Annotated in this window: 21 protein-coding genes and 1 pseudogene; 1 reads left to right on the forward strand and 21 read right to left on the reverse strand. The window is 37.3% G+C overall.

Going from position 1 to position 26749, the window contains the following annotated elements:
* Positions 1-105: 105 nt before the first annotated feature.
* The 12 genes from C1724_RS21780 to C1724_RS21835 all read right to left on the reverse strand — a co-directional run bounded on the left by C1724_RS21780 (position 106) and on the right by C1724_RS21835 (position 15673).
* Positions 106-1257 carry a CdaR family transcriptional regulator gene (locus tag C1724_RS21780; RefSeq protein ID WP_102348897.1) on the reverse strand — a complete coding sequence of 384 codons (1152 nt, stop codon included), beginning with the start codon at positions 1255-1257 and terminating at the stop codon, positions 106-108.
* 401 nt (positions 1258-1658) lie between these two features.
* Entirely contained in the window at positions 1659-1892 is a 234-nt protein-coding gene (locus C1724_RS21785) for a hypothetical protein (RefSeq protein WP_258000505.1), read from the reverse strand.
* Between the two features lie 91 nt (positions 1893-1983).
* Positions 1984-3081, reverse strand: a complete 1098-nt coding sequence (locus C1724_RS21790) for a zinc-dependent alcohol dehydrogenase (RefSeq protein ID WP_102348899.1) — start codon at positions 3079-3081, stop codon at positions 1984-1986.
* 99 nt (positions 3082-3180) lie between these two features.
* Positions 3181-4518, reverse strand: coding sequence for a Rieske 2Fe-2S domain-containing protein (locus tag C1724_RS21795; RefSeq protein ID WP_102348900.1), 1338 nt, complete (start codon positions 4516-4518; stop codon positions 3181-3183).
* A gap of 25 nt (positions 4519-4543) precedes the next feature.
* Positions 4544-5443, reverse strand: coding sequence for a LysR family transcriptional regulator (locus C1724_RS21800; protein ID WP_102348901.1), 900 nt, complete (start codon positions 5441-5443; stop codon positions 4544-4546).
* A gap of 175 nt (positions 5444-5618) precedes the next feature.
* Positions 5619-7382 (reverse strand): thiamine pyrophosphate-requiring protein, encoded by a 1764-nt coding sequence (locus C1724_RS21805; RefSeq protein ID WP_258000496.1) that lies wholly within the window; start codon positions 7380-7382, stop codon positions 5619-5621.
* An 83-nt stretch (positions 7383-7465) separates the two neighbouring features.
* On the reverse strand, positions 7466-8560 hold the full coding sequence (locus tag C1724_RS21810; RefSeq protein ID WP_102348902.1) for a TAXI family TRAP transporter solute-binding subunit: 1095 nt from the start codon (positions 8558-8560) through the stop codon (positions 7466-7468).
* Between the two features lie 30 nt (positions 8561-8590).
* A complete protein-coding gene (locus tag C1724_RS21815; protein ID WP_258000506.1) occupies positions 8591-10036 on the reverse strand; it encodes an aldehyde dehydrogenase family protein in 1446 nt (481 codons plus the stop codon).
* An 82-nt stretch (positions 10037-10118) separates the two neighbouring features.
* The gene (locus tag C1724_RS21820; RefSeq protein ID WP_102348903.1) at positions 10119-12014 is read right to left on the reverse strand and encodes a TRAP transporter permease; all 1896 of its coding nucleotides are present in this window, start codon (positions 12012-12014) and stop codon (positions 10119-10121) included.
* A 574-nt stretch (positions 12015-12588) separates the two neighbouring features.
* On the reverse strand, positions 12589-13626 hold the full coding sequence (locus C1724_RS21825; RefSeq protein WP_102348904.1) for a TAXI family TRAP transporter solute-binding subunit: 1038 nt from the start codon (positions 13624-13626) through the stop codon (positions 12589-12591).
* Between the two features lie 255 nt (positions 13627-13881).
* A complete protein-coding gene (locus C1724_RS21830; RefSeq protein ID WP_102348905.1) occupies positions 13882-14385 on the reverse strand; it encodes an aromatic-ring-hydroxylating dioxygenase subunit beta in 504 nt (167 codons plus the stop codon).
* Between the two features lies 1 nt (position 14386).
* Positions 14387-15673: an aromatic ring-hydroxylating oxygenase subunit alpha gene (locus tag C1724_RS21835; RefSeq protein ID WP_102348906.1), complete on the reverse strand. Its 1287-nt coding sequence runs from the start codon at positions 15671-15673 to the stop codon at positions 14387-14389.
* 131 nt (positions 15674-15804) lie between these two features.
* Here C1724_RS21835 and C1724_RS21840 point away from each other — a divergent pair, with 131 nt between their 5' ends.
* Positions 15805-16734, forward strand: a complete 930-nt coding sequence (locus C1724_RS21840) for a LysR family transcriptional regulator (protein ID WP_102348907.1) — start codon at positions 15805-15807, stop codon at positions 16732-16734.
* Between the two features lie 68 nt (positions 16735-16802).
* Here the strand turns inward: C1724_RS21840 and C1724_RS21845 are convergent, their stop codons facing one another.
* The 9 genes and pseudogenes from C1724_RS21845 to C1724_RS21880 all read right to left on the reverse strand — a co-directional run bounded on the left by C1724_RS21845 (position 16803) and on the right by C1724_RS21880 (position 26682).
* A complete protein-coding gene (locus tag C1724_RS21845) occupies positions 16803-17924 on the reverse strand; it encodes a cupin domain-containing protein (protein WP_102348908.1) in 1122 nt (373 codons plus the stop codon).
* Positions 17925-17932: 8 nt separating this feature from the next.
* Positions 17933-18427 carry a DinB family protein gene (locus C1724_RS26225; protein WP_374703482.1) on the reverse strand — a complete coding sequence of 165 codons (495 nt, stop codon included), beginning with the start codon at positions 18425-18427 and terminating at the stop codon, positions 17933-17935.
* Positions 18425-19345: pseudogene (locus C1724_RS26230) on the reverse strand (fumarylacetoacetate hydrolase family protein); the annotation flags it as partial. The pseudogene C1724_RS26230 and the gene C1724_RS26225, both read right to left, overlap by 3 nt.
* 106 nt (positions 19346-19451) lie before the next feature.
* Complete coding sequence (locus C1724_RS21855) at positions 19452-20933, reverse strand: UbiD family decarboxylase (RefSeq protein ID WP_180994407.1); 1482 nt, start codon at positions 20931-20933, stop codon at positions 19452-19454.
* Between the two features lie 35 nt (positions 20934-20968).
* On the reverse strand, positions 20969-22903 hold the full coding sequence (locus tag C1724_RS21860; protein ID WP_102348911.1) for a TRAP transporter permease: 1935 nt from the start codon (positions 22901-22903) through the stop codon (positions 20969-20971).
* 30 nt (positions 22904-22933) lie between these two features.
* Entirely contained in the window at positions 22934-24046 is a 1113-nt protein-coding gene (locus C1724_RS21865) for a TAXI family TRAP transporter solute-binding subunit (RefSeq protein WP_102348912.1), read from the reverse strand.
* A gap of 35 nt (positions 24047-24081) precedes the next feature.
* The gene (locus C1724_RS21870) at positions 24082-25251 is read right to left on the reverse strand and encodes an LLM class flavin-dependent oxidoreductase (RefSeq protein WP_102348913.1); all 1170 of its coding nucleotides are present in this window, start codon (positions 25249-25251) and stop codon (positions 24082-24084) included.
* Positions 25252-25270: 19 nt separating this feature from the next.
* Entirely contained in the window at positions 25271-26038 is a 768-nt protein-coding gene (locus C1724_RS21875) for an alpha/beta fold hydrolase (RefSeq protein ID WP_102348914.1), read from the reverse strand.
* Positions 26039-26136: 98 nt separating this feature from the next.
* Complete coding sequence (locus C1724_RS21880) at positions 26137-26682, reverse strand: NADPH-dependent FMN reductase (protein ID WP_102348915.1); 546 nt, start codon at positions 26680-26682, stop codon at positions 26137-26139.
* Positions 26683-26749 lie beyond the last annotated feature (67 nt).

A 26749-nucleotide genomic window follows, 5' to 3' on the forward strand; every position in this document is an offset into this window, starting at 1 on the left:
TAATACTATTTAACTACATTTAGCATCCAAAATCATTGTAATTAACAACAAAATATTGTCTTTTTTTTATTATTATTTAGTGCATATTACCAAAAATAGGCTGATTTATTTTTCTAAATTATTTAGAATCGTTAGAATTAATAAGATTGTTGAATCTTTAACTGACTTTGGGTTAAGCTGTGTTAATTGTGTAATACATTCTAAGCGATATGTTAATGTATTACGGTGTATGTGTAACTGTTTGGCGGTTGTAGCTAAATTATGATCATTTTCAAAAAGAACTTCTAATGTCTTAATTAGATCTGAAGGTAACTTATCAACAGGATATTGTGTTAAAAGTTCTTCCCTTATTCCAGATGGAAGCTGGTCAATAATCCTAATTAAGCCCCATTCTTTAATATGACTAATAGCAGCATGTTTTTCAAACTTATTCATTAAGGTTATACTTTGTCTCGCCTCCATATAGGAGCGACGAAATCCTTCTATATCTTTATATCTATTACCAATTCCTATATGAGTTAAGAAGGCGTCTTTATATTTGTCATTTAACAATCGATGTACTTTCTCAGCAATTTCCAACTCTACCTCAATTGTTTCTAAAGACAACCCAATAAACACTAAACTATCTTCGATTAAAGTAAGAAGTGTATTTTCTGGCAGCATATCCTTAATTCTTTGCAGCATTGCTGTTTTCTGTTCATTTTTCTTAATAAAATCATCTAAGTTGGAGGAACATTCTAAATCCTTTAATTCTATTAAAAGCACACTGCAGTCCTTTGTTAAATCTATATGTAAAAAGTGATTGGCATGTCTTCTAAGTCTTTTTTCATCTAATGTATCAGGACTAATAAGCTCCATTACCCATGAGTACAAAAGCTGCTGTTTAAATTGTGTTTGCTTTTGCATATATTCTTGTTGCAGCATTAGCTCTACAGTTATCTTTGTCATTTGAGTTAATTGCATCAACTCATGAGGATCCCCTGTTATCCCTACCACACCAAGAATGTCACCCAAAAATTCTATTGGCAAATTAACGCCTGCTTTTGTACCGGAAAATAGTTTTGTATCTTCGTTATATATGATTAAAGGTTGTTTCGACTGAAGAATCTTTAAAGCTCCTTCATGAATACTGTCTATTCGATTTTCATCAGTGCTGGCAACGATAATGCCACGATCATCCATGATATTAATATTGTAATTCATCATGGTCATAAGTTTTTGAACGATCGGGATTGCAATATCATGGTTAATTTTCATAGCATCAACTCCTACTGTAAATACACAGTTTCTACCATACAAACCGTGAAAAACTTGTTAAAATCCCTCGTTTTGAAGAGAATTTTATCGTAAAAACGAATTTGATATTACATATACTATAATAATAATTCTGAAAAGTCAAAACTATTTGAATTGATTTATTGAAAATTTAGTAGATTAGTATATTATTACTACATAAGTATTGGAAAATAAGCCTATTAACATTAGAAAAACACCTCACTTGCCGTTAATGGCAAAAGGTGATGTATCTAAAGGCTTGCTTTTCTTATACTTTATTCCTTTAGCGAAGTTAAACTTTCTTAAAGCATAAAAAAAGTCTATCCCAGCGTTAAGCTTAATGCTTTATCACTAGAGATAGACTTTTTATACTTTTCATAAAATTACCATACCTGTAAAATATCTGCTTTATCAACTGCATCCCACACACTTACAACTTCAAATCCAGCTTTTTTCCACCTTTCATCACTTGTACATTCCCTTAACACAACTAAAACATTTACATTATATTCTGTTAATTTTTTTGCATGCTCGAAGCCTTGATCATCATAACCAAGAATAGCAATAGTTTTTCCGCTAAAATAAGACAGCATTTCATCTAAACTATCAGACTTCATCACTTCGATCGCCTCCTTCGTTGTTGAAAAACAATCTCTTTCTTGAGTCTATTTTTTGTTATTTCCTGCAGGTGCTACTAGTTACGTTACATTACTTCCATGGATCTACACTAACATGAATTGCTCCACTTACACCTTCTCCGCCGACCGTTTTCAATGCTAAATCAACCTCATTTAAACCAAAATCATGTGTACACATTTCATGTAATGGATACTTTTCTGATGCAATCAGAGCAATTGCACGCTCGACTGATTCGTAGCTATGACCACGAACACCTTTCATTGTGATACACTTAGACATTAATTTATCGCTAAAAAACCCTGGAATTTCCTGATGTTTCTTTCCGCCGATAATAATCGTACCTCTTATTTTTACTACTTCCATTGCTAACGTTACTGTTGCAGGACCACCAGCAGCTACATCAATAACAAGATCAACCATTTCACCGTTCGTAATCTCGGAGACTTTATCGACAAGATCATCTTTTTGAACATCAATTGTATAATCGGCACCGAATTTTTTGGCAACTTCAAATCGGTCCTTATCTGCTGTCAAGCCACTAACAATAATTGTATCGGCACCTGCTTGTTTCGCGGCGAGCACGCAGCTTAGTCCTTGTTGTCCTGGACCTTGAATTAATACGGTTTTCCCAGGCCCTGCACCGCCCTCATTAATTGTCCACTCAATGCCATTACCTAATGGCAAGGCTAGTGCTGCTTGATTAGCTGGAACATGGTCTGGTACCTTATGAAAAACTGAATTGGGATGTAAATATAAATATTGGCTATAACCGCCCCAAAGTGAAGGCTGTTCTGAAGTCCCTGTAAAACCAAATCGAATTCCGCCATTCCATTTATCTGTAGCCGAACATAAACGAAATTCACCCGTTCTGCAGCGGCGACAATGACCACATGGCAAATATTCCTCTAACGCTACGCGGTCACCTTCTTTTACACCCCAGCGCTCTTGAGCATACTTACCAACCTTTTCTATATAACCAACAACTTCATGTCCTAATATACGCGGCCCCTCATCCTTTTTATAATCCGGCCAATCACTACCGCATACACCTGATATTTCAACCTTGAGCAATCCTGCATCGTCTGGGATATCAGGAATATTGAAAGCTTGTACTTCTGTTTGTTTATGACCAACCTGTACAGCGGCCATGACCTTTTGGCTATTCATACCTTACCTCCTAAAATAAACTCTGTTTTTCCAACTTACTTGCATACGATAATGAAAGCGGGAAAACAATTCCCGCTTTCAATCATATCTACTAGTTTTCTAAGCTTTACTCTGCTGACTTGTTACTGCATTACTTGATTTTTCTTTCTCATGAACAAAGTCGCCATCAACTGTTGTTAAAACATCTTTTGCTCCAATTTGGAATGGAATGCCCTCAGGTAATACAACTGATGCAGATCGTACATTATGAGTTTCTGGCTCAAGAGCAGGAGGTGTACCACCCGCCTGTAAGGTTTTCACCGCATTTAGTAAGATTCGTCGTGCAGCAATAATCGCAGCATCACTGGAGCCCAAACGCTCTTGAGATCTATCAGCAATGGCACCTTGTGTTTCTTGTACTGCACTATCCTGTGCACCAATTCCAAGGATGCCTGTATAAGATTTTCCACTTGCTTGAAGTTCACGATCTATTAAATAATCATTATCTTTATTTTGTTTTGGTCTTAATGTACCAGGAATCAGCTCCATATGGATACCTCTTCCTTGTTTTAAGACGTCAATTTCATGCTCTGTTAAAGGTCGTGTAGGATTCCAGTTAATATTCCATGTATAAACATTTTCATCATCCATTGGAACCCATGCATGCGCACCTCTAGGAGCGTTTTCAAATGGAGGAATCATCGTATACCATGGCATTAAAAACTGTGTAATTCTCCAGTAAAGATTGCCTTCTTCAGCGTGACGTTTAGCACCAACCATCATGCCATAATCTGTTTTCTCCACCTCAAATTTCGGTGCAGTATCTGAAGTAAGATAATTTGGTATTTTACTAGCTGCGTTATTTTTAAGTCCAATAAATCCTTGACCACCGCCGCCACGGTGAAGGAATGAAATGTGACTTGAATCTAGACCACCTTCAAGAGCTTGGAGATAATTACATTCTTGAATACGTCTTGACTTATACGTATGTTCAGAAGGTACCAGTCCCCACTCTAGTTCTGGCAGTTTTGGCATATGTTCCTTTGGTCCCATATACGTCCAAATTACACCGCCAAATTCTTCACATGGATATGACTTGATATTGACCTTATCTTTAAAGTTACTAGTAGCAGGTTCAGATGGCATATCTACACAATTCCCATTAATGTCAAACTTCCAGCCGTGGTAAACACAGCGAATTCCACATTCTTCATTTCTACCAAAATATAAAGATACTTTTCGGTGTGGACAATACTCATCTACAAGACCTACTTTTCCATCCGTACTGCGAAACGCTAGCAGTTCTTCTCCTAATAATTTAATTTTAACTGGCGGGCAATCTGGCTTAGGTAATTCCTCCGATAGCATGGCTGGAATCCAATACCGTCTAAATAGTTGCCCCATTGGTGTATCTGGACCTACTCGTGTCAATAATTCATTGTCTTCACGTGATAACATCTTATTTCCTCCTTATATTTGAACTCTAGCCGAGTTTTTTATTTCCAATTTTTCGTTTCAATACTTCTCTAAACAAATTTATAACTTTATACGAGCCCTTCTCCTCTTGAAAAATCATTGACATATTCTCGATAATTTGTGGTAAATCCTTCACATTCACCTTTTTCAATTGTCCTTTTTCTAGTTCTTTCTCCACACTAATAGTTGGCAGGATACAAATAAAAGGTGAGCAGCTGACCATTTGTTTCGTCGCCTCAATCTGATTCAGCTCCATCACAACATTAGGTGAGGAACCATACATAGAATAGATCCTTTTAATGGTCTTCCATGCATCAGAATTTTGTTGATACGTGACCATTGGCGCCTTAAGCATTTCTTCCATATCAATTGTTCTCGATGCGAAAGGATGATCTGGACTACAAATTAAACTCAACGAACACTCCGCTATGTGATACTCCATAACCCCCTTTTTCTTTACTTCAGAAGAAACGAGACCGATATCCACCTGATTTTTCGATAACATATTTGCAATTCCTACTGTATTTCCGGTAACAACTTTAATTTCTACACCTGGATATTTCTTTAAAATATCACCTAGTATAGATGGCAGAATATACACAGACCAAAGTGCAGTTGCCCCGATCGTAATCTTTCCTTCTAAAGTATCATTTAAGCTATTTAATTTTTCCTTTGCTTCACTTTGAATCTCTAACAACTGTAGTCCAAAAGGTAAAAACGCCTCACCTTCCTTCGTGAGTTGGAGATTACGTCTTTTTCTATCAAAAAGTGTCTTCCCCAATTCAGTCTCTAATGTTTGTATACGTGCTGTTACTGAAGGCTGACTTAAATGCAAAATATGTGAAGCTTGAGCAAAGCTCATTTCTCTAGCAACAGTGACAAATGTTAGTACGTTTTTTAAGTCCACTGGCTTTCACCTAGCTTAATTGTTTAGATTTAATATTCTTAATTTTATGTTAATTCAAAATAGTCTATTTGTAAAATAGAAGTTTCCTATAGAATCAACAAAAAAAATAGTGTTAATTAGAAATTTTCTATTAAAGAATTCGTAACTTTCTATCTAAAAACATTTAACTTAACCTTTAATAGTGATGCAAAGAAATCGGCTTTAAATGAACATCAATTACTGCTGATTGGCCTCTTTTAACTGCAGCAAGACCACGTATTAATGCTGCTTTTAATTGGGATGGTTCCGTTACTGTTTCACCGTAAGCCCCCCCACCTTCACTAATTTTCGCGTAGTTAGATGGCTCTTCAAAATTGACCCAATAGGTATCATTTTGACTTGCAATACCATTTGGGTGAAGACGAAGGACATTTTGTTTTGTCGCATTCCAACCATGATTGTTATAAATAACGGTCATAAATGGAGCTTGATATCTTTTAGCAATCCAGTGAACAGATGATGGTACACTGAATAAAAACCCGCCATCTCCTGCTAAAGCAACGACAGTATTGTTTTCCGCAGCTAATTTAACCCCAATTGCTGCTCCTCCATGCCAGCCTAAACTTGTACCACCATTACCATAATAAGTTCCTGGTTTAGTCCGCGGCAGGTGCTTTAATACATTTAACGAATTTGTAATCGTTTCATTTAATACAATCGTATCTTCTTCAATAACTTCTCTGAGACATGCTGAAAGAAATTGTGGAGATATTGCATTATCAGCAATGCTATTCTCCTCATTCTTGACCCAGCTCAAGCGAAGATTGTTATGCCTTTCTTTATATTTTGATAGGCGTGCTGCTGCTTTTTGATTGGCTGGTTGATTCCGTAAAAACTCATTCAGTTGTTTTAAGACAACATACGAATCTGCTTGATAAAATTTCTCAGATGGTACATACCATAACGGAATCTTTTCTTTTAAAGGATCAGGATCTATATAATATACTTTACTTGTACTATTAGGCTGGCCCTTAGAAGGTACCCATGGTACATCACTGTCAATGACAATAATTAAGTCCGCTTCCTGCAGAATTCCATCTGTTTGGTAACCTTGATGCAGTGGTGAGTCTGAAGGAAAGTTCATATAATTAGGATCAATTTCAATGACAGGAATGACTAGTTTCTCGGCAAACTGAACCAATTCACTAACAGCTTTTTGTTCACGCCCTACATTTGATGTAATAATTAAAGGATTTTCTGCTTGATTAATATCATCAATAAGTTGGGCGATGGATTCTTTCGTAAGACCATGCTTTTCAATAGGGTCCCAACCCTTTGTTGAAATGGCCGGCTTGCTAATTTCCTCTTCTAGTACCTCTCTTGCCCCCATTAGATAGACAGGACCCTGTGGAGAGCTTTTTGACAACTGCAGAGCACGGTATATCAAATGTTGAATGTTTTTTCCTGTGCGAATTTCATATTCCCATTTTACATATGGTCGGACAATACCACGTTGATCATAAATATCCTGTAAAAAATTAATAGGTGTATTTCTAGTCCCCATTAATTCGCCCTCGACTGTGTATGGCGTATCACCGGCAAAAATCAATACTGGAATTCTTCCTCTAAATACGTTGTGAACTGCTCCACCTAAATTTTGTGTCCCCACATCTAAATGGACAAACACTGCTTGCGGTTTCCCAGTTACTTGAGCAAATCCATGTGCTGCTGATAAGGCAACATACTCATGTGGACATATAATCACCTTTGGCAATTGTTTGTTTTCTAATGATGCCTTTGCCATTGCTTCTATAAATGTAGGGTGATCACTGCCTAAATTTGAAAATATGTAGGAAACCCCGGCATTTTGAAGTGCCTCTAGCATGGCTTCAGCAGCTGTACAGCTACTTTCAAGACCATGTAACCTATCATCTGCCACCGTAATTGATTTTTCTGACAAATTAACAACCTCCTTTATTCCGGTAAGTCAATAATAAATAGGTTGTGACGAGCATACTGTTCAAGCCCGTCACATCCATGTATTTATTTCTTTAATGAATCTTGAACAGCCTGTAATTCATCATTCCATGCACCGACTTCTTTAAAATATTGAATACTGCCGTCATGGAATGGAATACTCGGATTATCAAGAGTAGCTTCTAATGTCCACTCCTCAGCAGCTTTGTTCATCTGAGCAAATTCTTCATGATTATCGAATAACGCTTTTGTAAGTTCATAAGCTGTTTCATTAGGCACATCCCCACCGGCAACAAGATACGTATTAAAATAGAATGCATTTATATCTTGATCCTGATTTGTATAAGTACCAGCTGGAATCACACCTGGAATAATAGCTGACGGTAAAATCTCTGCCATCTCTTTAAGCTTTTCATCACTGATTTCTAAAAACTTCACCTTTCCGGATGCTGTTAATTCATTTAAGAGCGGACTACCTAAACTAGCAGGATATAAAGCAGCATCTGCGCTACCAACAGCTAACGCCTCATCTGTTTCAGTTGTATTGGCAGTTGAAACTAGTTTCATCGTACTAGTATCCAGACCATAGGCCTCAAACATTGCGTTTGCAATCAACTCTAGCTCTGGTAATGGTGGACGACTAGCGATAATAGTTTTTCCTTCTAAATCTTCCGGACTATCAATTCCCGCATCTGTACGAACAAGAATTTGTCTGAAGCTAGCTTGACCTTGAGCAACTAAGCTTACATTAACAGGTTCAGTATAAGGGGCTGCGCCATTATACGCATTTTGGGCTGCAAATGCATTGGCAACTCCTAACTCAATTTTTTTATCATGAATCGCAAACATATTCGGATCCGAACCACCCACAGGTTCCACCGTCGAATTAATATCTGTATACTTTTCGAAAATTTCGGAAGCAGCGATAGCCAAACCATAAAATACGCTTCCTGAACTAGAGGTACCTATGCGGACAGCGGATAGTCCTTCTCCACCACCACTAGTTTCTCCTTCACTAGTTTCACTTGAACTGCTTTCTGGAGTAGAACCTGATCCAGATGTGGATGAAGTTTCACTACCGCCTGAACTACAACCAACAATTAACAACAAACAGGCAACTACCATTGCTAAAAAACCTAAACTTTTCTTCTTGATCTTCATGCAAACGCCTCCCTTTACTATAATTACTTTTTATTTATGAAAGTTAATGCCATGGTACTCGATATACTCTTCCATCCCTATCTCGGTTCGCTCTCTTCCCAATCCACTTTGTTTCACTCCGCCAAACGGAATATATTTTTTACCTAGCTGCGATTGACCGTGCCCATTAATATAGGTAAGACCTGCTTCAATTTCTCTAGATATTTGTAATGCGCGTTCAAAATCATTGGACCAAACCGAAGAGCTTAAGCCAAATTCAGTTTGATTGGCCATTTTTATCACCTGTTCCACTGTATCGTATGGAACTACAGGTACGATCGGGCCAAACTGCTCACAGGTAACTAACTCATGAGTGGGATCTACATCTTTTACAACCATAGGCAATAAATAATACCCATTATTCCATTCCCCAGGTTCCACCTTACTGCCTAATTCTTGAACAATAGCCTGGCTTTGCTTTGTTTTTTCTATTAATTGTTTAATAAATTTATACTGTGATTCATTATTCACTGGACCAAACGTTGAACGGTTATCCAAACCATGACCTACTTTATATTCATCAACAAACTGACACAATGTATCATAAAAAGAATGATAAATAGTCTTAGGCACATATACCCGTTTGATTGCAAAGCATACTTGGCCTGATCGGCGAAACGCCCCTTTAATTAGTTTCGGGATCATCTCTGCAGGATTCACATCATCAAGGATGATCGCTGGATCATTGCCACCCAATTCTAAACTCACGTTTTTAATTGTTGACGCCGCATCTTTCATTACTTCTTGACCTGCTGCAGTGCCGCCAGTAAACGCAACCTTTCTGATCAGTGGGTGTTTCGGAATAGCTGCGCCAACTTCACTACCACTTCCAAGTACAATATTAATAACACCTGGTGGGAAAATAGAAGCTGCTATTTTTAACGCTTGGGTTACTGCAACAGGTGCATTACTTGATGGCTTAACAACAATGGTATTGCCAGTCAATAATGCAGGTGCCACCTTGGAAAATGTTAAGGCCATTGGGGCATTCCATGGGACAATAGCTCCGACTACACCTACCGGCCGTTTTTCTAGGCTAACCCAACTGTTTTCATCTTCGTATACTCTTGCTTTAAAAAAATCTTTAACTATTAAACAATGATTACGAATAGTCGCAATTGCATTTGAAACATCTTCTAATGTAATTTCAAGCAGCATCCCTTGTTCACGTACAAGGGTAGTTGCTAAATTCAGCTTTTCTTTTTCGATTCTGTCAGCTGCCTCTATCATTAATTCAATTCGCTCTTCAACACTTGATTTTCTATAGCTCTCAAATGCTGAATATGCAGCTTGTACTGCCATATCGACATGTTCCTTTGTACCTATAGAAACTCGTGCTACCATATCACTAATTCGGCCTGGGTCACGTATCTCGATATTTTGCTCTGTTGATATCTCTTGATTGTTTATCAACTGATTTACATATTGGATCTCCACTTTTGCCAATTAACTAGCCCCCATTTACAGAAAGATTCTATTAAATATATATAGCTGTTGATATTCTTTAAAGCTATTCACTTTATGATTTCGTACTTAATTCAGGTTGTACTGCTTGTTTCTTTTCGCTAAAAAATTGCCATGCTGCGATAATCGCTGCCAAAAATAAACCAGTTAACATTAGTTTGATTCCTGGCAATATGAGAAACCAACCTGCTATAAGCACTACTATTCTTTGAACCACATTCATTGGCGCAAATGAATACCCTAATACCCCCATTGCTACAAGCATACTGCCAATTACAGCTGTAATGATTGAAATTACAATATCAGTCGTTTCTCCAACAAGTAGTAAACCTGGATTGAAGACAAACGCAAATGGGATTAAGAATGCAGCAATTCCAACCTTCATCGCTTCCCAACCGGTTTCCCATACATTACTTCCACTTATACCAATCGCCACATACACCGCGATACAAACAGGTGGTGTAATAAATGAAGCTAATCCCCAATATACAACAAACAAGTGTGAAGTAAGTTCAGGAACACCTAGATTAATTAGTGCTGGGGCCATTAATGTTGCTAATGTAATATAAGCAGGGATGGCATCTAATCCCATTCCTAAAATTAAACTACAAATGCCGACTAGCAATAATGTTAATATTAAGTCCTCACCTGAAATTGCTAATACAAACCTCGAGATTTTAATTCCCAGCCCGCTTAACTCTAACGCTCCAATTAATATCCCTACTGATGCTGTAATAGCAACAACTGTTACCCATCTAAATGTTGCATCTTTAAAAGCCAACATCATTTTTTTCGGTGTTAACCAAAAATCTTTATTCTTTGAAAAGAAACTTACAACAATCATGGATGGGAAAGAATATATTCCTGCGATCGCAGGTGGAAGTCCTTTAATAATGAGAAAATAGATCAATACTAATAACGGAACTGTATAAAACCAACCCTCTTTAAGTACCTTCATGATTTTAGGTAGCTGTGACAAAGGAAGAGGTTTGATCCCAGTCTTTAATGCTTGTAAATGCACGGCAATAAATGCTATTAAAAAATACAGTAACGCAGGAACTAATGCTGCAAGAGCGATTTCAGCATAAGGAATTTGTAACCATTCAGCCATTACAAAGGCAATGGCTCCCATTACTGGCGGCAAAATTTGTCCTCCTGTTGAAGCTACAGCTTCAACTGCACCTGCAAATTTAGCACTGTAACCTGTACTCTTCATTAGAGGTATTGTAAATGCACCAGTTGTCGCGACATTACTTGAAGGTGATCCCGAAATAGAACCAAATAATGCACTAGAAAGTACAGCAGCTTTGGCAGGACCGCCTCTTGACCAACCAGTCAACGCAAGAGCCAAGTCCATAAACCACTTACCAGCACCAGCTCTTTCCATTAAAGCTCCAAACACTAGAAATATGATTAGAACTGTAGATGCCACCCCTAGTGGCAGACCAAAAATCCCATGTGTACCAACATACGAGCTATATAAAAGTCTGTCCAAAGGATAGCCTTGCCCATTTAAAATACCAGGTAGGTATTTTTGGAAAATTGTTATCAATACTAATACGACAATAATTAATGGAAATACTAGTCCCGTTTTGCGACGTGCAGCCTCTAGCAATGGTATTGCAAGCATTAAGGCAAGTACGACTCCGATTGTATCCAATGAACCATACATGGCATAACGGAGCATTTTTTCATAGAAGAAAGCCACATAACCAAGACTTAATAAAGAGGATGCAAGTAAAATATAATCATACCAAGGGATCTTATCTTGATTTTGCTTTTTAGAGCGCATGAATAAAAATATTAGTGTTAAACCTGCTGCTAAAGTAATAGCTCTGTGTGATTGACTTGGCACAAAAATTCCGAGCCAAGTTAACAAATTTCCTGCGACGATGATATGATACAGTACAATAATTGTTGTCACCCATAATATAATTTTTGAATTTTTCATTTTTCCTCCCCTTTTTCTTTATAAAATAAATCATAAAATTTTATAGCATTTTATAAATTTTTTTTAATCTCACTAAACCACTTTGATTTAGCCCGTAAACGCTTTCAAACGTAGTAGATTAAAGATTAGCTTAATGAATTAACGGTTGGAAGTACTTTTTAGAAGTATTAGTAGTAGACGTATGCAAAGATAGATATTGATGAGTACTTACAGGCTTATATAGTTGAATTATGGTGATTTATAAAATACACTTAGAAACTTGCTACTATAGTATTCCAAACTATTATTCTTAAAATAAAAGTTTCCCATTTGATAAGTAGAAGTACTAGTTATTTATAAATTCATAATTTTCACTATATTCACTATGTTTACTATTTTAACTAAGAAAAATTGATTTGTAAAATAGATAATTTTTATCAATACCCGTTTTTTCTATCTTAAAATTAGGAAAAAGCTATTAATAAAGTGCAACTGCGTTCAGAAAGGTATCACATTCAGAACTATCAAAGCAAAAAAAAGTCGAAGGCATTTGAACACTATCTCAAATAACCTTCGACGTTCTCTTAATATAAACTTATTCCCAAGCACCAATTTCCTTATAATACTTGATTGTTCCAGGATGTACCTCACCTTCAAGGAATTCAGCTAACTCCTTGCTTATTGGTTCTGCAACTTTTCCAATAGGATGAGATTTTGCAAGTTCTTCAGTACTTTCCATACCTATTTTTGTAATATCATAAACAACATCTTCAGGTAAATCAGGACTAAAATAGATGTATTGATCAACTACCGCACAGGTAGAATCTTCTGCTTGATTATCATACGTACCTGCAGCTACAACTCTCGTTGTAAACACTGGGTTGGCTTTCATTTTTTCAGGATCAACATTTATTAATTGAACCGGCTCACGAACTGCTACTTCAGACACAACAGGTGCTGGCAGGGTTCCTAAAATAAGTGTAGCATCAATGGCACCATCTGCTAAAGCTGTCATTGCCTCTCCCCAACCTAAATACGATATTGTAACATCAGACTCTTTAACACCATGTAATTCAAGAATGGATATAGCTGTACTATTTCCGGCTGAACCCGATGAACCGATTGAAATACGCTTGCCTTTTAAATCCTCAATCTTTTTGATCCCCGATTTTTCTAGCGCTACAAACTGGATTGTTGACGGAGCAACCTTCCACCCAAGCATTCCATTTGGCACCTTATCAAAGCCACCCTGCATGCGTTGAGCATTATAATATGCGTCACCACCACCAATTGCCATTTCCATTTTTCCTTCATCCATTACTTTTAAATTAGCAATAGTACCACCTGTTTCCTCAGCATCAAATTGGCTATATGTTAGTTTTTGTGACAATAGGGCTGTAAGACCTGTCCCATATGCAAAAATGGAAGAACCAGACGCGGCAGTTCCCATCGTAATAAACTTAGGCGCTTCTGTTTCACCTGAAGCTGTATTACTATCAGCGTTAGTGCTACTACTACTTTCATTACCACCACTAGTTGATGACTGTTCAGCATTACCTCCACAGCCTGCTAGAAAAAGAATAAACAGACAGGAAAGCATTATCGTTTTTATGAACCAAGATTTTTTTTCCATTTTACAATCCTCCTTGCAAATTTATTATTATTTTTTGGAAAACGTTTTCAAAATGCATCGATTTCGCATTTATTAATTAAAAACTAGCATTCTCTCAGTTAAACACTGTGAATATAGTAGAAAAACAGCAAAAAAAACATACATACTTAAGCAACGAGTAAGTAAATAGCAGGCGGATGACAGCTTTGCACCTCATCCTAACCTACTATTATTATCTACTTTTTTATTAAATCAATTACAGTTGGCGACCTTTAATTATAACAGGATACTTACATTACCTAGTGCACCTAATTCTTCCCAAGATAGAATTGCACTTCTTTCGGCTATTTTCAACCCATCCTGTTCTACCTTTAATTTGTATTTATACGTCCCAACATATTCCCTGAAAGGAGTATTTCTTCTAAATCGATAAACAACAAAATTAGCTTCTGCCTGAACATAATCGCCAGAACGTCCTGTAATGCGAACATTACTAATAAACCGTTTTGTTTTAGAACGCGGATTTTCTGCATGCGCATGACGGCTCAATAGTCTTCTCACACGATTTTTAATACGGTCATAATTATCTGCGATAAGAAATAACGTATCCTTAGGGTCACCGTCAGGTACATCATTAGATGGAACATAATAATGAGCATCATCTGTTAATAATTTCTGCCATTCTTCAAGAGACCAATCATCTAGTAATGCAGCTTCATCATAGAGAAACTCTTCAATTTCAGCCCGAGTTACTTCTCTATTAACAACCTGTGTTTCCATATTATTTAACCTCCTCAAGTTGGACTTTTCCTGTCATTATTTCGTTCCATCTTCTCCAGAAAGTACGGAGGTGGATTTCATCTGTATTTAACTGCTCGCCTTCTTTGTTCATTCCTCTTGAAACATCAGACCAGCCAAGTTCTTGCCATGCTTTATAGCCCTCTTGCGCAACCTCCAATGCCTCAGTATCATCTGGAGTTGCAAATCCTCCTGGTCCATAGAATGTTAAGAAACTATCTAAACGACGAGCTCTTGCACTTTCTGATTCACCTTCGACACCTAGTGCCCATGCTGTTACTCTCATATTGTCATGTGATTTAGGGAAAAATGTTCGTACAGTAATAGATGAACCATCGTTGATTACAAGATTTGGGAAAATAACTAGATTACGATTGGTTTGAGCTATTCTTCTTGCACGCTCTTCCCCTAATCGGTCTACTAACTCTTTGCGAATCTCATTAATTTCTTCCTTTGCCTCTTCTCCATAAATTGGCATCCAGTTCGCAACAGGACGTCCGCGGTATGTTTCATTGTCTATAACCGCATGGCCATTTCCTAGAGATTTACCAATTCCATGTGCTGGCATTAATAAACCTTTCGGCAAATGAACATCTACACCTGACTTTTTTAAATACTCGAGATAGGTAATATGTGTAGGAACAACATGATAATCGTCAAAACTATTTTCTACGAGAAGTTTCCAATTTGCTCGCATATCATACTCTTGAGTTCCTTGAATAATTTCCATTTCCGTTGGTGCTGTATCAGCTATTAGATCTAAGTACTCTTTTGCTCCAGCCAAATAATCATATAAAGACTCAGCGTTTTTATCAAAATTCACAAAATAAAATCCGCGATACTCCTCAAGTCTTGGAACATGTCGAAGCCCCATATGATCTTTGCTAAAATTAGGACCATATGCATCTTCACCAGGTAATGAATTTAACTTTCCATCGTTAGTGAATGTCCATGCATGATAAAAACAACGGAAGGTTTTTGAACTTCCTTTATGTTCACGACAGACGGTTGCGCCTCGGTGAGAACAGGTATTTAGAAAAGCATTCACTTTTCCCGTCATATCTCTAGCAAAAATAACAGGGCGACCAGCTACTTCTCTTGTTACGAAATCATTTGGCTTTTTCACTTCTGACACATGACCTACATAAATCCAGCATTTATTAAATATTTTTTCAAATTCTTCCTCAAGTATTTTAGGATCGACGAACACTTTTCTATTAACTTTAAATATCTTGGCCTCATTATCATCTATAATATATTGCTCGTTCATTTTTATCCTCCTTATTTCTAATTGTTTGGAAAATTCATAATTTAATTATAACTACATATGAAATCCCTTTCAAATTAAATCATTTAATGGTATCCTATTAATAAATTTTATAGTCTCAAAGTGGGGGTACCATGGAGCTAAAACAAATCGAAGCGTTTTTGATGATTGTAGAAAAAGGAAGTTTCTCTGCAGCTGCCAATGAATTATTTATTACACAGCCAACAATAAGTGTACGTGTACAGCAATTAGAACAAGAATTAAATACAACGCTGTTCAAACGAATTAATGGCCAAAAAATAGTCTTAACCGATGACGGTGAGAAGATTCTTCCATATTTTAAGGAAGCGATGGAACAAATAACAGCTGGCGCTAAGATTGTTGGTAAAAAAATATATGAAGAAAAAACAATTAAAATTTCATGCCCAAATCACATGGGAGCGGAAATACTTCCCGAATTATTAAACGTCTTATATACGCACTTTCCTGAAACGGATTTTCCTGTTACCATCGAAGTTACAAAAGATATCTTAGCAAAAGCGAAACAGAATGATATTGATGTAGCTCTCGTCTATCTTCCTAAAGAAGGACAGGATATAATCATGGATAATAAAGATTACATAACAGTTCCTGTTTGCCAATCTAAAACAATTCTTGTATCGTCCCCAGATTATCATCTAGCTAAGGAAAAGGTAATCTCAATTGACATGCTTAAAGACGAGCGTATATTTATTTATGATCGCAAGTTTATTACAACAAGAATCATTGAAGACTATATTAAAGAACAAGGATTAGCATCTTATGAGCCTATTGAAATCAATAATTTAGGTTGGATCAAAATGATGGTTCGAAAAGGGCTTGGTATTTCATTTCTTCAAAAAATTACTGTAAAAGATGAAATTGCTATGAAGAATTTAGTTGAACTTCCCTTAAAGCAGGAAATCCCCCCGACTCCAATTTATTTAATAATGAAAGCTAATTTAAATAGTGAAATGCAAAAGACGATTATTCAAGTAACAAAAAAGCTATTTGATGTATATTCTACTCATTCTATTAACTTGTAAATCTAGTTATCAATTTACTAAATAAAATACCACTGTCATTGACAGTGGTATTTTTATTCGTTCAAAGTCTAATCAGGTAGAAGAGGTTCAAATTCACTAGTTATAGTTTGGTAACCATTATTTTCAGAATATGCTTCCTCTCTTTGTAAGCCAAGCAACTCCATGATAGGTAAGTCACTAGCAGAGAAAAGGTACGCATCCTCATTTGATGTGACAGCGTGTTCGTGCCATGCCCAGTTTGGCACAACAAAGTAATCACCTTTAGACCAGCTGAATTTTTCACCATTGATAATTGTATAGCCTGCGCCTTTATATACTTGGTAAATAGTAGCACTTGTATGTCTGTGGGCTTTAGATCTGTAACCATTAGGTAACTTTTGCATCCAGGCAGCAATATTCGGATTTGCGTTTTTACCTGTAGAAGGATTTATATACTCTACTGCATAGCCATCAAAAGGATCAGGATCATATTTACTTAAACCCGAAAGTGCCTTCTCAGTTTGTGCCCACTTAAATGTTGAAAGTGGGGCAATTTGTTTGTTTCGATCAGAAATCGGTCTTACCATTCCACCTTCATAGCGATGACTTTTAAAGTTATCTGGAAATGAAGGGGATTCAATTCCCTGATTGTATGGTTCAAAAAATGTTCCGCCGGTACTATAAATAAATGGAATATCTAAACAATCCATCCATATCATCGGACCATCACCAGTATGGCCGTGACCATGCCATAAGCCTTGAGGTGTAACTAAAAAATCGCCTTCATTCATGAACACTCTCTCGCCTTCAACGATGCTAAAAGCTCCTTCACCATTTGTAATAAAACGCAATGCACTCTGGGTATGACGATGTGATGGTGCAATTTCACCTGGTAAGATGAGTTGAACAGCTGCATAAAGAGTTTGCGTTGTCGACCCCCAACCACATGGCTGCCTATTTACCAAACCAGGATTTTGCAAGTATAATGCACGTCTTTCACCACCACGCTCTGGTGTAAAGATATCCTTTGCTTGCATTAGCTTTTGATAAAGCGTTTCCCACTTCCATAAATAGGGTACAGCTTGTGGCTGTGGTTCTTTATGCATAAGTTTCGGAATTGCATCCCACAGTGGTCCTAAATGATATTTTTCTATTTCTTTATTAAAATCTTTGACAATATCGCTATCGAAAAAGGATAATTTTTCAGCCATGCCTTCACCTACTTTCCTAGCTTTTTAGCAATGTTTCTTTCAACCTGTTTAATATGGCCATCTAAATGCTCAACCATAAAATGATCTAACAAAAATGAAAGTGGTTTCACTCCAAATTTAGGATTTCGATGTTCGGTTACAAGCGTTAAATAGCTATCATCTAAATCGATTAATTTATCATGAATAACAGTTTTAAAATCACTTATTTCGGCTAAAGTATCTTCAACCGAATTGTAGCTGGAAGCTGCAACTGCAGCTAGTCTCTCCGGATCATCCAGGCCTCTTCCCCATTTATCATTTGGATTTCTAACCACTCGGAGTAACTCATTTAACCAGTAGCGGTTTATTTCTTCAACATGGCATACGATTTCCGCAATTGACCATTCCTTTTCTGATGGTTTCCAATTCACCATATCAAGCGGTTGTTCACGAACAATTGAAATAAATTGATCTATACGGCTATGTATCGCCGCTATATAGTTTCGAATAAGATCTTTTTGTATTTGTCTTACAGTATTCGTTAATGTGCCAATTCCATCAACTATTATTTCGACCCGATCACCATCCTTTAAGAATAGTTTGGGTTCCCGTGCTACCCCTACCCCTCCTGGCGTGCCCGTACAAATCACATCTCCCGGCTCAAGAGTCATAACGTGTGATATATATTCAACTAAGTATGGCACATCAAACACCAATTGATTTGTATTTGAACGTTGCCGTTCTTCACCGTTTACTCTTAACACAACCTCCAATTCATGCGGTGCCATTAATTCATCTGTTGTTACTAAACACGGCCCCATCGGCGCACTGCCATCTAAGGCTTTTCCCTGTAACCATTGCAACGTTCTAGTTTGGAGATCCCTCGCGGATACATCGTTTACGATTGTGTAGCCTACTACATAATCTAGCGCATTTTCTTTTGTAACTTCTTTTGCACGTCTTCCAATTACAATCGCAAATTCTGCCTCATAATCTAGCTGGTTAGTTATTGAAGATAAAGGTATATCGTCTCCGGGACCAATAACAGCATTGGAAAACTTCGCAAATAATACTGGGTATGTAGGTATCTCACGCCCCATTTCAAGAATATGATCACGATAATTAAGTCCAACACAAATCATTTTTCTTGGTTTTGGTACAGGTGCAGAAATAGTTACATCCTCTATATTTAACACGAACTCGCTTTCCATTCTTTTCTCAATGAACTCTATGGCACGTTTAGCTGCACTTAAACTTTTTTTTCCACCTTCATAAAACTTCATTGGATGTGCTGATACCCTAGCATTTGCAAGTGAAACAGCATTATTTTCACCTAAGGATTCTAGCATGCTTTTATAAGCTTTGTTTAGATCAACGATTTGGCCATTTACTAATGCACCTATCCTTTTGCCTTCACCAGCTTCAAACGTTACAAGTTTCATCTTATTTTTACCCCCAGACTTAAGATTACCCATTCGCTTTAATATAGAAAAACACGTAATTTGCTAAAAGTAGCAAATTACGATGCCTTTTCTACCAAAAAAACTATTACTCTTCATGATAGAAATTTAGTTTAGGTGGCTTTCCAGGTAAACCCAAATCGCCCCAACGATTAGCAATATCATTATAAATCGACTGTCTGATTGCTGTTCGCTTAGCAAATGTTTTGATATGTTTATGGTTTTTACACGCATTTATTAATGCCTTTGAAGCATAAGGCCTTTGCTCTGGAGGATTTTGAGTAGGATCCAACCATGTAGACCAAGTATTTCTTAAAATATCGATATCATCTACCGGATTACTACGTGTTGCCATCGCCCATACTACATCATTAATATTGGTTGGATCGACATCATCATCAACCGCAATAATCCATTTTGCAAAATAGGCGGAAGATGGGGCCTGAGCAGCAATTGAAAGTGCCTGTGATACATGTCCAGGGTACATTTGTTCAATTGAAATCACCGTCATTCCAAAACCTGCTGCGGCTTGTGGAACAGAATACACTCCTTTAATGCCAGGAATGCCTAATTTATCAAATTCATCTAGCAATTTTGCAGATCGCATATAAGCTAGAAATACTTCTTGCTCACAAGCAGGATAATCTGCCATTAATGCTCCAGTGGATATAGGGTCATTTCGAAAATGGATTGCTTCGATCGATATCGTCGGAGCATCCTCTCCAGGTCGACCGTAATAGCCTGTAAATTCTCCAAACGGACCTTCAAATTTAAAATTATCGGGATACACATAGCCCTCAATAATGATTTCAGCATTTGCAGGAATGAGTAAGTCTGTCACTTTCCCTTTTGTGACCTCAATCGGACTTCCAGTAATGCCGCCGGCGATATCATACTCACAATCTCTACGACCTGCTCCCATGGATCCTACAACCATCATCAGCGGATCAATTCCCCATGCTGCTGCGATTGGCATAGGCTTGCCTTGTTTGAAGTACTTCTCCATATGCTGTCGTCCATCTTTTCCAGGAGAAAACATCACACCTACTTCTTTATCGTTGTGAACCATTTGCCGATAGGTTCCAACATTCAAAATTCCTGTTTCAGGATCCCTTGTTATAACAATATCTGCTGTACCAATATAATTGCCGCCATCTAAAGGCCAATGTTTTGGTGCAGGGAAATTATGAACATGGATGTCCTCACCCACCAATGTATTTTCATAGATAGGAGCTTTAGCTTGTTCAACCTCGATTGGTGGAATCCGTTCTTTTAATTTTTCTCTGATTGCATGTATCATTTCCATCTCAGATACATCTGAAGAAATACCTAAAGTAAGTGCAAGACGTTCTTTACTAGATCCTATTAAATTAAAAAGTACGCGGCTATCAGGGTAGCCTTTTACATTTTCAAATAGCAGTGCTGGCGAAGGGGTTTCGTTCGCCACCATATATGTGATGGCTGTCATTTCTTCATTTGGGTCAACTTGCTCGGTTAGCCGCTGTAACAAGTTTTGCTGCTCTACCTTTTCTATCCATTCTCTTAAGTCTTTTGGCGCTTTAATGTTCAAAATCAATAACCTCCACTTAGAAAGTTGTAATTGTTTTACATATTCGTATTTATCTGGATTGAACTATTTCTTCTTGTGATAAGTTGTAAAATCACTAGTACAATCGTTAGGCAAGCTGCCGTTATTAATACATAGGTGTTCGAACCAAAGTATAATAATGCGTTCATAAACACAATAATTCGCAATGGCATATTAAGTGTAGTTAAGGCAAATCCTTGAAGAGAAACAGCTATTAGGAGACCTGATATTATAATCTTAAGGGTAACTAGTAATACTTGAACAAAAGTGCCTTCCATTAATAATTCTGGATTATAGGCAAATGCAATTGAAATCAAGAACGTGGCTGCACCTAATCGAACCGCTTCAAAACCGGTTTCCCATACATTGGATTTACTAATGCTACACGCCACATAAACAGCCAGACATACTGGTGGTGTAATAAATGATGCCAACCCCCAAAAGACTACATATAAATGTGCCTGCATTGCTGTTAAGCCCAGCGTTACTAAAGCCGGAGCAGTTAAAGTGGCTAGCGTAACATATGCGGAAATAACATCTAGGCCCATTCCTAAAATAAGGCTTACGATTCCAATTAAAATTAATGTTAATATTAAATTACCCATTCCAATATCAACAATAAAGCTTGAGATTTTAACACCTAATCCTGAAAGTTGGAAGGCTCCGATTAACATCCCTACGCTCGCAGTTACAACGGCAATAATGAGCCAGGCAGGAATACATTCAATGAATGACTCCCAAATATTCTTTGGCGTAAGTCGATGTTTAGGATTTTTAGAGAAAAAACTAAAAAGCACTATAAAAGGTAAAGAATACAAGCCAGCGATTTCTGGACTTTGTTGCTGAATAGTAATAAAGTAAAACAGTATTAAAATTGGCGGAAGATAGTACCAGCCTGATAAAAATACAGGTAAAATTTTCGGTAAATCTTTCTTAGGAGTAGATGGAATATTCATTTTCACCGCATTTAAATGTACAGATAAAAAAAGAACAAGATAGTATAATAAAGCTGGAATAACTGCAGCTTTCATAATATCTAAATACGAAACATTCAACCACTCAGCCATAATAAATGCAACCGAACCCATGACAGGAGGGAGTATCATTCCACCCGTTGATGCTACAGCTTCAACACCACCAGCAAAAGCCGGCTTATAGCCTATCTTTTTCATTAAAGGTATCGTAATGACTCCACTTGTTGCTACATTACTAGAAGGCGAGCCAGACAATGATCCTAAAAACGCACTTCCTAATACAGCTGCCTTAGCTGGTCCCCCTCGCGACCAGCCAGTTATAGCTATCGCTAAATCGAGAAACCAATCGCCTGCACCAGATTTCTGCAATAGTTGTCCGAATATTAGGAAAACTATAATGATAGACGTAGCAATCCCTAATGGTAGACCATATATTCCACCTGTACCTACATAGAATGCGTACGTTAATCGATCTAATGTAAATCCAGGTCCATGTAAAAGCCCTGGTAAAAAATGTTGGTACGAGGCCATAAGCAGCATGATAACGATCAAAATGGGTAAAACCCACCCAGTTAATCTTCGTACAGCCTCTAATAAGGAGATTGCTAAAAATAAAGCTAAGAAGATTCCCAAAACGTCTAAATATCCGTACGAACTATACTCAATAACGCGGGAATTATAGAATAGTGCAACATAAGCTGTTCCAACTAAACCCATCAGCAAAAATATAACATCTAAAGCTTTCCTTATTTTACTATTACCTGTATCATTTTGTTGCCCAAAACGAAGAAAGACTAATATTAATATAAATATTAGACTAATAGCGCGATGAACTGTAGCTGGGACAATAAATCCTAGCATTGTTGGTAATCCACTTATAACGATAATCTCATATAAAGCCGTTATTCCGGCTATTATATTAAGTACCTTTTTTGAAGTAGTAATAGTACTCCCTCCCTTAGGAATTCCGGAATCCATAGAGATTCCGGAATTTTATATTCTATTAGGTTATTTTAATAATTCATCTTGTCGTTTTTGCAGTTCATCTGTCCAAATTCCCTTTTCTTCAAAATACTTGATTGCTCCTGGATGGAACGGTACTGAAAAATTAGTATTCTTTATACTATTTTCAGCAACCCAAGCACCTCCGCTTGCATGAACAGCACTTAGTTGGTCTTTATTCTCATCTAGGCCTTTAACGATTTCATAAACTAACTCGTCTGATAGACTGCTAGCACCTGCTAACACTGTTGAATACGTTAAGAATGGATAATCCTCGTCTTGACCTTTATACGTTCCCGCTGGATTAACAGATATAAAAGCTCCATTAGTTACATTTGGATGATTCATAATTTCTTGCATTTTGTCATCTGTAATCTTAACAAATACGACATCGGTTGTTTGTGCTAACTGGGCAACTTGCGGGGTAGCAATTCCCCCTGGTAAAACAACAGCGTCTACAGTTCCCTGTTCCAACGCTTGGACGGTCTCATTCGTTTCAGAAGTTTGCATGACTTTTACATCGTCCTCAGTAAGCCCATATACATCCAATACCGTTGCGGTAAATTCATCGATACTTTTTAATGCTGGTCTTTTTCCAATAAGCCGCTTACCTTTTAAATCGGCAGGTGTTTCAATACCAGCATCTGCTCGCGCAATCAAATAAACTCCTGTTTCTTGTCCTTGAAGAACTTGTCTCACGTCAACTTTTTGTTCGAAAGGTTCCTCACCTGCATAAGCTCTTCTTAACGCCCATGTGTGAACCATACCCATATCTGTTTTACCATCACCTATTGCACGTAATGTTGCATCTGCTCCGCCAGTAGTAATCGCACTGGCTGATATACTTGTATTCTTAGAAACAATATCTGCAAAGCCTACTGTTAAAATATTATAAAGACTTCCTGCAGAAGAAGTTCCAATGCTTACCGTTTGTTTTTCTTTTGCTTTTTCGTCATTTCCACCTTGTTCTTGTTGGGTATTCCCTCCGTTTCCACTATCTGTAGCTGACGAATTTGTAGAATTTGTAGAATTTGAATTTGTAGAGCTACATGCAGCTAAAAAAAATAGAAAAAGTACCGATAGAATTAAAGTCTTGTAATTCACCTTCTGAATTTTCATTTACCTAACCTCCTTGTAATAATTATTTTTTAGATTTAAAGTGTTTTTACCGATTTAAAAACACTAGGAGTAAATTGTTTCAACTTTGGCATCACACCTTCTGCAAAACGATTCATATTCTCAATTACCTGGTTATGCGGCATCGTTCCAAACTGCAGCATCGGAACAACCATACCAGCTCCTACCTTATCAGCGATTTCCATAATCGTTTCAGCAACAGTATCTGCACTTCCAACAATCGCATATTTCGTTTCGATTAATTCCTCATATGGCTTTCCTCTTGTCGCACCACCCTTCATTTTTAATACTGCTTCCATTGAGCGTTCAGATAAGTAGCCTGGTGGAAATAACGATTGCGGTGGGCGATGTTGTAGTTTTTGCACTAAATATTCTAAATGCGGCTTCGCTTCGTTATAGGCTTTTTCATCTGTGTCACTTATATATACCGGCATCGCCCAACCTACTTGGTCCTCCGTAGGAGTATAGCCAAAATCCTCCTGACAGGCATGATGGAAACTCCCCAACACTTTTTCGATGTTCTTGATTGGGCTGAATGTTTGCAGCAATGTATAGTGGTTTTCAGCTACCCAATCAATAGTTTCTCCGCTCCCCTGAGTAGGAATCCATATTGGAGGATGTGGATCCTGATAAGGCCGTGGCCACGGATTTACGTACCTTGCACTATAATGCTCCCCGTACCATTCGAACGGACCTGGTTTTGTCCAGGCTGCGAGTATTAAATCATGTGCTTCATGGAATCGATCTCTAGAGGTAGTAGGATCAATCGGAAATACATGGTATTCACTTCCTATACCTCTCACAAATCCACAAATAATTCGCCCCTTGCTCATGTTATCTAACATTGCTACTTCCTCGGCAATCCTTAATGGATGCTGTCGTAAAGGGAGTGCATTACCTAATAATGCAATTTTCACCTTAGAGGTTCGTTGTACTAATGCCGATGCCACTACATTAGGGCTAGGCATTAATCCATAAGCTGTTTGATGATGTTCATTTACACAAATGCCATCAAATCCTAAATCTTCTGCATAGCTTAATTCTGTTAAGTAATTTTCGTATAATTCAGCACCCTTTTTAGGATCATAATTTTCATTGGAATATGTTACCCATGAAGATTTGTTATTTTCTTTAAAATCATCTGGCAAGTACTGCCAAGGCATTAAATGAAACATAAATACTTTCAATGAGTTCCCCTCCTACTGTTTAATGTCTCTCTAGGAAAGCAGTTACCATCTTGACAAAATAATCTGCTTGTTCCAATTGTGGAACATGTGAGCTTTCCTCTACATATTGGATTTGTGCATGTGCGATATACTTTTTAAATTCCTCTGCATAGCGTGCTGATAAAATCTTATCTTCTTTTCCCCAAACAATAAGTGTTGGCGCCTTAATCCGATGTAATCGGAATTTTAGTTTAGGATCATGAAAACGCGGCGTCCAAGCTAATCTTGACGTCATTGCTTGAGCTCTGGCCAATTCTAAAAATTCTAGCTCTCTTTCTACTTTATTTTCCGAATTAAAATATCTAAGTTTATTATGTTCTTCACTTGAGATCATATATAAATCTGGTATTCTTAAATCTGGTCGATAAAGCCCCATAGAATCTACTAATATTAAATTTTTTACGCGTGCTGAATATCGACTTGCAAAATCAGCAGAAAGCCATCCGCCTAATGAATGTCCAACAATATTGACTCTTTCTACCTTCAGATTATCTAAAATATCAAGCAAATAAAAAGACAAATCATCCATCTTAGTTAACCAATCTGGTCTTTGCGATTCGCCAAAACCAGGTAATTCAAGCGCAATTACGCGATAATTGGCTGACAATTGTTCCTGAAATGAATGCCATTGTGTCACTCCATTATAATCGTGTAAAAAAAGTAAAGGTTCTCCCGTCCCTTTCTCTTGATAACGAATTTTTTTTCCATTTATATCAAGTTCTTCAAATGTCAATTGTGTTGGCGACATTAATGTCCCTCCTTATCACTTGCTGAATATCAGATATTTCTATAAATTCTGAAATCATTTATCAGAGTAATTCTACCTTCCCATTGATAATTCCTTTTTTAATTACGGAGATAACTGCTCATTGAAACCACTTCTTTTGCTAATTCCCCAATCCTTATTTTCACATCTTGATCAACTATTTGATTTGTACTATCAAAATGTTCACTATGTGCATAAACAAAACCCGGGGCAATGTAAGATCTAAAATAGCCACCTATTGGTTTCAATTGGTTCTCGACAACTAAGAAATGCTGATAAGTTCCCCCATTTGCTACAAATCCGATTACTTTTTTACGAAAGGCAGTCGGAGGTATTAAATCAAATAAGTTCTTTAACACTCCGGTCATTGAACCTTGAAAAATGGGTGTACCAATAATATAGGCATCTGCACAACAAACCTTATCAATGACTATTTTAGTATCACCTGTATAGGTGGCTGGGTCTCTACCATCACAGAATTGGATGTTATAATCCTTCAAATCAAGCAATTCTATGTCAACCTCTTCTATACCACTGCTCATTTGCAGAATTTCTTCTAGTACATTCTCAACTAACACTCTCGTTTTCGTGCCTACGATCGTCCCAGAAATCCCTAATATTTTCATATTAAGACTCCTTTCACATTTTACTACTTCGCAAAGAAACTAAGTATAAAGTATAAGCCTTTACAAT

Source organism: Bacillus sp. Marseille-P3661 (assembly GCF_900240995.1).
Taxonomy (GTDB): domain Bacteria; phylum Bacillota; class Bacilli; order Bacillales; family Bacillaceae_J; genus OESV01.